Raw genomic sequence first — 10,980 nt, forward strand, 5'->3', positions numbered from 1 at the left:
ATGCGCAAAGCATTTCACTCCATAAAGTTCGTTGCAGGCTGTGCCGTCGCTCTGATGGCTACAGCCTGCAATGGCATTTTCGACGACGTTTACGATGAACGCCCTTCGGCACCGGCCATCACGGGAGGGCAGTTGTACGTGAACGCCACCAGTTGGAGAGACTGGTACTACATCGACTTCGACTCGCTCCGGCAGTATGCCGAACGGAAAGACACGGCAGGACTGATAAAGGCGCAGACAGAATTCAGAGCTTATCCCATCCCCATGGGACGGGCGGCAGCCCCCACCGACGGGCAGACGGGGCTGTATGGCTATTGGTTCGACGTCTTCGGGAAGGGGGTATCCAACTACGAGAAGCGCAGCTTTACGCCTACCGACCGGCAGCCCGAGCCACCATCGTGGAGCATAGCCGTCCACCGCAACAACGTGAGGACGAACGGCGGTGCGGTGCTCGAAACCCACTACAGCTCGATGGGCGAGCTGCCCGAGAGCAGTTCGGCCTTCACGGGAGCGACTTTCCATAGCGACGAATGGACGGAGACCGAGGTTTGGGCAGACCAGTCGCAGATGCTTCAGAGTCTGGTAGGTTGTCAGGGCATCTCCGTCAACAAGGTGCTGTCGTCTTGGCTGAAGCTGGAGATCCCCCCCATGCCCCCGACGTTCGCGCAGAACAGCCACGTTTTCATCATCAGGCTGAAGAACGGCAACTGTGCCGCCGTGCAGCTGGCTAACTATATGGATGCTGAGGGAACGAAATGCTGGCTGACCATCAATTATAAATACCCGTACTAAAATCTCCTTGCCGCCCCACGGCCCATTCTCTTATTATGAAACGGACATCTGTCATCATATTAGCGTTAGCCTGTCTGCTACCCTTGGCTGTGCGGGCAGACGTGTTGCCCGACTCCATCTTCGGTTCTGTCGAGATGGAGCAGGTGGTAGTAACGGGCACGCGCACGCCCAAGCTCCTTGCCAGTACGCCCGTGCTGACGAAGGTTATCACGGCCGACGACATCCGTAAGGCCGATGCCACCAATCTGTGCGACCTCCTGCAACAGGTCGTTCCGGGCGTTGAGTTCTCGTATGCGATGAATCAGCAGGTTCACATCAACCTGTCGGGCTTCGGCGGACAGGGCATCCTGATACTTATAGACGGCGAACGGCTGGCCGGCGAGACGATGGACGACGTGGACTTCACGCGTATAGCGATGGACAACGTAGACCATATAGAGATTGTGAAGGGTGCAGCCTCGGCACTCTACGGGTCGAATGCTGCCGGCGGTGTCATCAATATCATCACCAAGAAGGCCGTCCTGCCGTTCGCCCTCAACCTGAATGCCGGATTGCGCGCCACAACGAGCAACGTTACGGGTTGTCGTGGCAGCTCGGCAGGGGCAGGTGGAGCAACCTGCTGACCGTCAACCGCACTTCCGTAGATAACTACAACGTGCACAATGGTGACCATCCCGTTACGCGAATCGTCTCTACCATCTATGGCGATGCGACGTGGAACTTCAAGGAGCAGCTCACTTACATGCCGAACGAGAGCCTCCGCCTGATGGCGCGTGCAGGCTATTTCTACCGTCAGCTGGTCAGAACGGCTGAGGTGCCCGAACGCTACCGCGACTTCTCGGGCGGAGTACGTGGTACGTGGAAGCCTACTGCACACGACGACATCGACCTTGCCTACGCCTTCGACGAGTACGACAAGTCGGACTACCAGCGCATCGCACGGCTCGACATACGCGACTACTCCAACGTGCAGAACTGCTTCCGGCTGCTCTACAGCCATACCTTCGGGAGCGGCGACGTGCTCTCGGCAGGGGCAGACTACATGCACGATTACCTCTTCAACGTCAATCTGGAGGGGCGCACGCGCCAACAGGACTCTTTCGACGCCTTTGCGCAGTACGACTGGAGCGTGGACAGCCACTGGGAGGTGGTGAGCGCGCTCCGCTACGACTACTTTTCGGACGGGCACGTCTCACGTCTGACCCCGAAGGTGAGCCTCCGCTATCAGCCCGTCCGAAACCTCAACGTCCGTCTGGGCTACGGAATGGGCTTCCGCTCTCCGACACTGAAGGAGAAGTACTACAACTTTGACATGGCAGGAATATGGATAGTGGAGGGCAACCCGGGCCTGCGCCCGGAGGTGAGCCATAACCTCAACGTATCGGCCGACTATACCAAAGGACGCTACAACATTACCGTCAGCGGATACTGCAATGCCATCGAAAACAAGATTGCCACGGGTGCGCCCTTCTATAAGGAAGCTTCCGACATCATGCCCCACCTGCCTACCTGAACCTTGACGGCTATTCGGTTGTCGGAGGCGAGGCAACTGTGCAGGCACGGTGGACGAACGGCATCACGGCGCGGCTGGCTTATGCCTACACCGACGAGCATCTGCCGAAGGACAAGGGCAACAATCCGGTGAACAGCCAGTACATTCCGGCCCGCAAGCACTCCCTGACGGGGCACATAGACTGGGACCGTCAGGTCTCGCACAACTACGGGCTGAACATCGGGCTAGATGGCCGCTTCCTCTCGGCGGTCGATACGCAGGAGTTTGCCGACTACTACGACCTCTCGAAAGGTTTCAACAGCATCCACTATCCTGCCTACGCGCTCTGCAAGCTATCGCTTGTGCAACGGTTGGGAAAGGCGGTGAAGGTGAACCTTGCCCTCGACAATCTCTTCAACTACAAGCCCGAATACTATTACCTGAACTGCCCCCTGACGGACGGCATCAACCTGATGATAGGCCTTTCGGTGGATGTAGACAAACTGTTTTAGACAATATAGGGAAACCAAAGAAGAACGACGAAATATGGAAAAGAAGAAAATCTACTGGTGGCGGACCATCGCCTCGTTTGTACTCGTATTGTTCACCATGCCTCTGGGGCATGCGATGATGATACTGATGGAGAAGTTCATGCAGCCCGAAGCGGTGCACTATGCAGGCTTTGCGTTAGGATTCGTCGGGTTGGCCATGGTCATAGTGGGCGTATTCGTAAAGGGCGACACCCGGCAGACCCTCTGGGGGCTGATAGGCGGACTGCTCTTCTGGACGGGATGGGTGGAGTTCCTCTTCCTCTACTATGCCCGTCGCTACGGAGTGCAACCCGAGATAGAGAACGGCGAGATTGTAACCAAGCCGGAATACCTCATTATGCCAGCCTCGTTCGGCATGTGGATGATGGTGATGACGATGTACACGTTCAGCACCAAGAACGGCTGCGATTTCATCACGTGGATACAGAAACGACTCTTCGGAAGCCGTCGCAAGGAGATAGCCTTTCAGCCCATGACGCGCCACACCTCCATCGTAACCTTTATGGAGCTGAACATGATGCTCTGGGCTTTGTATCTGCTGCTGATGTTCTGCTACGACAAGAACTTCCTCGGCGACCATCATCCCGTAACCTATCTGGTCGGAGCAGGCTGCTTCATCGGCTCGCTCTTCATGTTCGGCAGGCAGCTCCGCATAGCCGCATGGGGAGCCAATATCCGCATGGCCATAGCCACGGTGATAATATTCTGGACGCCCGTTGAGATACTGGGTCGCATCAACTTCTTCCGCGAGTTTTGGGTCGAGCCGGAGAAGTACACTACGCTCATGCTCTGTATTCTTGCTGCCTTCCTCCTATTGTTGGTCTACCTTTGGGCAAGGGGTGCAAAGCGGAAGCGGAGCAGCTGATGCTTGCAGGTAGGACTGTCTTCCCCGACCCTTTCCGATATATTTCTCAGCATAGTCATCCGTCTGCCGTTAGGCTGTCATCCCCTTCAGCGTATTATCCTTTGATAATCCGATATTCGGATGGGGGCTGGCAGCCTGACGGTAAACAGCATAAAACCAGTACATAATTCGCTTTCCTGTCTCCATTGTGCCATTCCGTTTCGCAGCGTCGCTTATGTCAGCTCTTGGCAGACGCTCTCCCTCTCTCCCTCGTTCTTCGGCTTTCTGCCGCAAATATGCCTTGCTGCATCGTTTTGGGTATAGTGTATAAACCGATGTGGGGCGGTCTGCAATTCTCGTCTGCCAATCTCCATAAGTTTTTCAATACGTTGGAAAAGTTATAGTATGAGGCTCTCGATGATTGCCGATATACCGTCAGTACGACTATATCCGCAGGCTATGTCCACATATCTCCCAGCTATGTTCGTATATCTGCAAACTATGCTCATCGTGAAGCCCTGCCATCCCGTTCCTCCCTTCCCCTGTGTTTCTGCTATCTGCTTTCCTCTGTTCATCAGCCGTTTGGAACGGGCTGTACGAAATTATTTTGTAGATTATTTCTTGTTACTATGGATAATAATTAGTAACTTTGACACTATATAAAACAAACAGAGCGAGTTGCCCCGCTCTATTTGTTTTCACAACGGAATAATCCTTATTGTGACTTGCTTGAAAAATCTGTTGCAAATATAGTAATTTAATAATTAATAACCAAATAAATCTATCAAAAAGATGAAGACAATCTTAGGGTTAGACTTGGGAACCAATAGCATTGGTTGGGCTAAAGTCTCTATGGACGATAATGGTAACTATCTGCACGACATTAGGTTAGGTAGCCGTATCATTCCCATGAGTCAGGACACGCTTGGCAATTTCGACAAAGGAGTAACAGAATCACAGACTGCTGTCCGCACGAGCTTTCGAGGCGTTCGGAGGCTAAGGGAACGCGTCTTGCAACGACGCGAGCGATTGCTTAGGGTGTTGCACGTGATGGGATTCCTGCCACCTCATTACGATTCGGCCATCGGATGGGATCGGAGGACAGCTGCCACTTACGGCAAGTTCCTTGACCACGGAGAGCCGAAACTGGCTTGGGAACGGTGTGAAGATGGGACGATGCGCTTTCTCTTTATGGACTCGTTCCACGAGATGATGGCGGACTTTGCACGGCATCAGCCAACCTTGGTTGCTGACGGAAAACGGATTCCACTTGACTGGACGCTCTATTATTTGCGGAAGAAAGCCCTCACGCAAGCTGTCGGGAAAGAGGAACTGGCGTGGATACTGCTCAGTTTCAATCAGAAACGAGGCTACTATCAGCTGCGTGGAGAAGAGGAAGAGGAGACTCCTACGAAATGCGAGGAATACCATGAGCTGAAGGTGGTCAGTGTGGAAGCAGCTGAAGAGGGAAAAGACGGTAGCAGATGGTATGACGTTCATTTGGAGAACGGATGGATTTATCGGCGCAGTAGTAAGATTCCACTCGATGACTGGGTAGGAAAGACGAAGCAGTTTATCGTTACGACAGAATACGAGAAGGATGGAACGACACCGAAGAAGGGCAAGGACGGAGAGGTGAAACGGTCGTTCCGTGCACCGAAGGAAGATGATTGGGGACTGCGGAAGAAACGCACGGAGAGCCAACTGGAGGAATCGGGCAAGACCGTGGGCGCATTTATCTACGACCATCTACTGGAAGAGCCTGCCGACAAAATTCGCGGGAACTTCGTTCGTACTATAGAACGGAAATACTATAAAAAAGAGCTGGAAGCCATCTTGCGCAAGCAATGTGAGTTCCATGACGAACTGCGCAGCAAGGAGATGCTGGAGCTTGTGCCGAAGAGCTTTATCGGAGCAATCAGCCCCATCGTACCAGTCTGCTGAAAAAGGATATGGTCTATCTGCTTCTGACAGACCTCATCTTTTATCAGCGTCCGCTGAAAAGCAAGAAATCGCTGATAGCCGACTGTCCATACGAATACTATCAATACGTAGACAAGAAAACGGGAGAGATAAAGCAGCAGGGCATAAAGTGCATAGCAAAGTCGAACCCCTACTATCAGGAGTTCCGCTTGTGGCAGTTCGTTCTCAATCTCCGGCTCTATGACCGGACAGATGATAAGGATGTTACTGCAGAGTATCTGCCTTCGCCCGAAGACTATGTCCGCCTGTTCAGGTTTCTGAATGATAGAAAGGAAATCAATCAGGAGACATTGCTGAAAGATTTCTTCTGTCTGAAGAAAACAAAATTGGGTACGGAGAAGAGTTTTCCTATCCGATGGAATTATATTGAGGATAAAGAGAAGAAATATCCCTGCAACGAGACGAGGTACGAGATGCTTGCGGCACTCAACCGGGCAGGCATAGAACGCAGTTGGCTGGACGATACTGAACGGCAGTACCGCCTGTGGCATCTGCTCTACTCCGTGGAAGCCAAGGTTGAGGCAGAAGGAGCGTTGCGGAAGCTGTGCACAGCTGCAAATAAAAAAGAAAAGGAAAAAGAGACTGAAAAACAGGTCTTTATCAATGATGAAGAAGCCTTTGTCAATGCTTTCCTGAAAGTGAAGCCATTCAAGAAAGATTATGGTGCTTACTCGGAAAAAGCCGTAAAGAAATTGTTGGCTGTCATGCGCAAGGGCAGCCTGTGGCACGAGGAAGACATCTGTGAGGAGACAAAGGACAGAATAGGACATATCCTGCGAGGTGATATTGACGAGAAGATAAGAGAACGGATAGAATCTGCCGTTTCTTCTTTCAGCCAGCTTGCTGACTTCCAAGGGCTGCCCGAATGGCTGGCGTGCTATGTAGTGTATGGTCGCCATTCTGAGGCAACGGATATAAAATGTTGGAATACCCCTGAAGACCTGATGGCATACATCAACGGCTTCAAGCAGCACTCGCTCCGTAATCCAATTGTGGAGCAGTGTGTTCTTGAGACCCTTCGGACGGTTCACGATATTTGGAAGGAAGCAGGACGGATTGACGAGATTCATGTGGAGTTGGGACGAAGCATGAAGAGCACGGCTGACCAGCGTGCCCGTATGACGCAGAATATATTGAAGAACGAGAATACCAATCTGCGCATCAAGAGTTTGCTGATGGAGCTGAAAAACGACACGGACATTAGGGATGTTCGTCCTTACTCGCCCATGCAGCAGGAAATATTGCGTATCTATGAGGAAGGAGCATTGCAGGAACTGACTAAGGATGATGAGGATTATACGGAGATCTCCAGAATATCGAAGCTGGCACAGCCCTCGGCAAAGGAACTACTAAGGTATAAGCTGTGGCTGGAACAGAAATACCGCTCACCTTATACAGGCAAGCCTATTTCGCTGTCGAAGCTCTTTACCCCGGCTTATCAGATAGAGCATGTCATACCGCAGAGACGTTACTTTGACGATTCTTTCAATAATAAAGTTATCTGTGAGGCGGAGGTGAACGCGCTGAAGAGTAGTATGTTAGGCTATGAGTTTATCAAGAATCATGGCGGGGAGATTGTACACTGCACCCAGTTGGGAGATGTGAAGGTCTTGAGCGAGAGCGAGTACAAGGCTTTTGTTACGGAGCATTATGCTGATAACCGGGCGAAGAAGGACAGACTGCTGATGGAAGACATACCACAGGAATTCCTGAACAGGCAGATGAATGACAGCCGGTACATAAGTAAGGTTGTGAAAGGCCTGCTCTCTAATATTGTCAGGACTGAGGAAGAGAAGGAAGCTACGTCGAAGTTCGTTATTCCCTGTACGGGTGGTATCACTGACAGACTGAAGAAGGACTGGGGCCTTAACGATGTATGGAACAGCATAGTCTATCCACGCTTTGAACGGCTCAATAAGTTGACAGAATCCGAAGCCTTCGGTCATTGGGAGAACAAGGAGGGGAAACGGGTCTTCCAGACTTCCCTTCCATTGGATCTACAGCGGGGATTCAGCAAGAAACGCATTGACCACCGGCATCATGCCATGGATGCGTTGGTGATAGCGTGTGCATCTCGCAATATCATCAATTACCTTAATAATGAGTCTGCCGATAGTCCGAGAAAACGGGAAGACCTGCGGCAACAGCTCTGCGCTAAGAATCGCATTATCCGCAAGCCGTGGGAAACCTTTACGCAGGATGCCCGTGCAGCATTGGAGGACGTGGTGGTCAGCTTCAAAAACTATGTCCGTGTCATCAACAAAGCTACTAATTATTATGAGCGGTATGATGCCGATGGCAAGAAAACTATGGCAGAACAGAAAGGTTGTGAAATGTGGGCAGTAAGAAAGCCAATGCATGAAGCGAAATATTACGGACATGTAAATTTGAGACGTAAAATAACAGTTAAACTGGAGGATGCTTTGGAGAACATTCCTTCAATTTGTAATAAAGATTTGCGTGGCTACATTAACGGATTAATGGCGGAAAATTCTGATACCAAACAGCTACTTGCCCATTTCAAAAGCATAGGCTATCGCTGGAACAAACAGTATGTAGACAGGGTTGAGATATGGCAGTTCAGCGATGTGAAGGAGAAGATGGTGGCGATAAGAAAGCCGTTGGATACATCTTTCAATAAAGATAGTATCTTAACCATTACTGATACAGGTATACAAAAAATTCTCCTATGCTATCTTGAAGCGAAGGGTGGAGACCCTACGGTAGCGTTTACACCAGAAGGTATTGCCGAGATGAACAAATATATAACATTATATAATAATGGCAAGAGGCACCAGCCGATTTTTAAAGTAAGAGTATCCTCAAAACTTGGAAAAAAATTCTCGGTAGGATCTATAGGGTGTAAGGCAAAGCAATTTGTAATAGCTGAGGCTGGTACCAATCTTTATTTTGCTATCTATGAAGATATGGTTGGAAAGCGTGCTTACTCTACCATGCCATTGAATGAAGTTGCAGAACGGTTGAAGCAAGGATTATCTCCTGTTCCGGAGAAAAATGAAAAGGACATCCCACTGAAGTTTTATCTCTCACCCAATGATTTAGTATATGTTCCAACAAAGGATAAAGAAGAGAAGTTGAGTAAGGCAAGGATCTACAAATTCGTAGACTCCAGCGGTACAACCGCAAATTTTGTCCCTCATAGGTCTGCTAATCTTATTTATAATGTGGACAAGAAGTTTGCTGGATTGTTTTGTAATGGGTTAACTATCCAAAATGAATATGGAGTAGGTAGTCCACAATCTAAGAATCAAAAGGCCTTGACAGGTGAAATGATAAAAGCTGTCTGTTGGAAACTTGAAGTAGACCGTTTGGGAAATATTATTAGAATCATTAAGTAAAACCTTGTTTCCATGATAAAGAAGACCTTATGCTTCAGCAATCCCATCTATCTGAGTTTACGCAATGCCCAGTTGGTACTGCACTTGCCAGAGGTGGAAAGCAACGAAACGTTGCCTGAAGCGATGAAGAAAGAAGCAGAGCGCACCATCCCGATAGAAGATATCGGGGTGGTCATACTTGATAACCGGCGTATTACAGTAACTTCGGGAGTATTAGAAGCATTGTTGGATAATAATTGCGCTGTCATTACCTGCGACCAAAAGAGTATGCCTGTAGGTCTGCTTCTCCCTTTGTGCGGCAACAATACCCAGAACGAACGGTTTCGTTCGCAACTGGATGCGTCTTTGCCGTTACGTAAGCAACTTTGGCAACAGACCGTGAAACAGAAAATACTCAATCAAGAGTATGTTCTTCGGACTAATACTGACAAAGAGACCAATTGCATGAAGGTATGGGCAAATGATGTGCGTAGCGGTGACCCTGACAATCTTGAGGCAAGGGCAGCCGCCTATTACTGGCGCAATCTTTTTACGGATTATCCTGATTTTGTCCGTGACCGCGAAGGTACACCTCCTAATAATCTTCTAAATTATGGGTATGCCATCTTGCGTGCGGTCATTGCGCGGGCACTGGTAGGCAGCGGCTTGTTACCAACTTTGGGTATCCATCACCACAACCGTTACAATGCCTATTGTTTGGCTGATGATATTATGGAGCCTTATCGGCCGTATGTAGATCAGCTTGTCGTTGATATTATTCACTGTAGCGATGACGTTTCTGTGATTACCAAAGAACTAAAGATGCAGCTCTTGGGTATTCCAATGTTGGATGTTGTGGTGAACGGTAAGCGCAGTCCGCTGATGATAGCTGCTCAACAGACGACTGCTTCTCTTGCAAAATGTTTTGCAGGAGAGGTTCGGCGTATTAGTTACCCGGAAATGTAGATTATTATGTCCAGTTTCGACCGTTTCAGTGAATATCGGATTATGTGGATTCTTGTATTCTTCGACCTGCCCACGGAAACCAAGAAGGAAAAGAAAGCCTATATTGATTTCCGTAAATCCTTGATGAAGGACGGGTTCACCATGTTCCAGTTCTCCATCTATGTGCGTCATTGTGCAAGCATGGATAATGCCGAAGTTCACATGAAGCGTGTACGTGCAGCGTTGCCTAAGGTTGGTAAAGTTGGTATCTTGTGCATAACAGATAAACAGTTTGCCAACATTCAGCTCTTTTATGGTGAGAAGCCGAAACCGCCCAATGCCCCCGGACAGCAGTTGGAGTTATTCTAAGCAACAACTAATAGAAAACGAAAATCCCACTCTTTTGGAGTAGGATTTTGTTTTGCGGTATCATTTTATTTTTCTCTCAACAATCTTGTATTGTCTTGATAATCAATTCCTTGTCCATGTTGAGTTGTTGTTGCTACCGCAAAGGTACGAATTTTCAAGCAAATCACAACGAAATGGCTTAGGAAACGCCCGGCAGTGCGTTGTTGTTGCTACCGCAAAGGTACGAATTTTCAAGCAAATCACAACTCATAATGATGATAAAAAATTTCAATAAAGTTGTTGTTGCTACCGCAAAGGTACGAATTTTCAAGCAAATCACAACGTCGTGTGCCAACCACCTGCTTTCGTGTACGTTGTTGTTGCTACCGCAAAGGTACGAATTTTCAAGCAAATCACAACGGCATGGTGATGGTCTCGCCGTTGATTCCGGTTGTTGTTGCTACCGCAAAGGTACGAATTTTCAAGCAAATCACAACCAATTGGCTTGTATGCGTTTTCGGCAACGGGTTGTTGTTGCTACCGCAAAGGTACGAATTTTCAAGCAAATCACAACTAAGCCTCTGTCTGAATCGTTCGATACGTGTTGTTGTTGCTACCGCAAAGGTACGAATTTTCAAGCAAATCACAACAGCAAAGCAAGGTCAGACACGTATGCACGTGTTGTTG

The 10,980-nt window shown here is 49.2% G+C and carries 6 protein-coding genes, 2 pseudogenes and 1 CRISPR repeat array; of the genes and pseudogenes, 6 read left to right on the forward strand and 2 right to left on the reverse strand.

From position 1 onward, the window contains the following. The 3 genes and pseudogenes from JCM15908_RS08270 (at position 1) to JCM15908_RS08280 (ending at position 3,700) form a co-directional block, all read left to right on the forward strand. Entirely contained in the window at positions 1–792 is a 792-nt protein-coding gene (locus JCM15908_RS08270) for an HmuY family protein (RefSeq protein ID WP_025002989.1), read from the forward strand. Between the two features lie 35 nt (positions 793–827). Next, positions 828–2,796, forward strand: a pseudogene (locus JCM15908_RS13170) (TonB-dependent receptor plug domain-containing protein). 34 nt (positions 2,797–2,830) lie between these two features. Next, complete coding sequence (locus tag JCM15908_RS08280; protein WP_025002990.1) at positions 2,831–3,700, forward strand: hypothetical protein; 870 nt, start codon at positions 2,831–2,833, stop codon at positions 3,698–3,700. A 212-nt stretch (positions 3,701–3,912) separates the two neighbouring features. Here JCM15908_RS08280 and JCM15908_RS14820 read toward each other — a convergent pair whose 3' ends face one another. Beyond that, complete coding sequence (locus JCM15908_RS14820) at positions 3,913–4,053, reverse strand: hypothetical protein (RefSeq protein WP_159101326.1); 141 nt, start codon at positions 4,051–4,053, stop codon at positions 3,913–3,915. A gap of 24 nt (positions 4,054–4,077) precedes the next feature. Continuing rightward, positions 4,078–4,254 carry a hypothetical protein gene (locus JCM15908_RS14825; RefSeq protein WP_159101327.1) on the reverse strand — a complete coding sequence of 59 codons (177 nt, stop codon included), beginning with the start codon at positions 4,252–4,254 and terminating at the stop codon, positions 4,078–4,080. A 217-nt stretch (positions 4,255–4,471) separates the two neighbouring features. Between JCM15908_RS14825 and cas9 the strand changes: the two are divergent. The 3 genes and pseudogenes from cas9 to cas2 all read left to right on the forward strand — a co-directional run bounded on the left by cas9 (position 4,472) and on the right by cas2 (position 10,314). Further along, positions 4,472–9,021: pseudogene (cas9, locus tag JCM15908_RS13175) on the forward strand (type II CRISPR RNA-guided endonuclease Cas9). Between the two features lie 12 nt (positions 9,022–9,033). Next, positions 9,034–9,966 (forward strand): type II CRISPR-associated endonuclease Cas1, encoded by a 933-nt coding sequence (cas1, locus tag JCM15908_RS08295; RefSeq protein ID WP_025002991.1) that lies wholly within the window; start codon positions 9,034–9,036, stop codon positions 9,964–9,966. A gap of 6 nt (positions 9,967–9,972) precedes the next feature. After that, positions 9,973–10,314 (forward strand): CRISPR-associated endonuclease Cas2, encoded by a 342-nt coding sequence (cas2, locus tag JCM15908_RS08300; RefSeq protein ID WP_025002992.1) that lies wholly within the window; start codon positions 9,973–9,975, stop codon positions 10,312–10,314. A gap of 123 nt (positions 10,315–10,437) precedes the next feature. Beyond that, positions 10,438–10,943: a CRISPR direct-repeat array (repeat unit 47 nt; unit sequence GTTGTTGTTGCTACCGCAAAGGTACGAATTTTCAAGCAAATCACAAC). Positions 10,944–10,980 lie beyond the last annotated feature (37 nt).

Origin of the sequence: Prevotella dentasini JCM 15908 (assembly GCF_000614065.1) — a bacterium.
Taxonomy (GTDB): Bacteria; Bacteroidota; Bacteroidia; order Bacteroidales; family Bacteroidaceae; genus Prevotella; species Prevotella dentasini.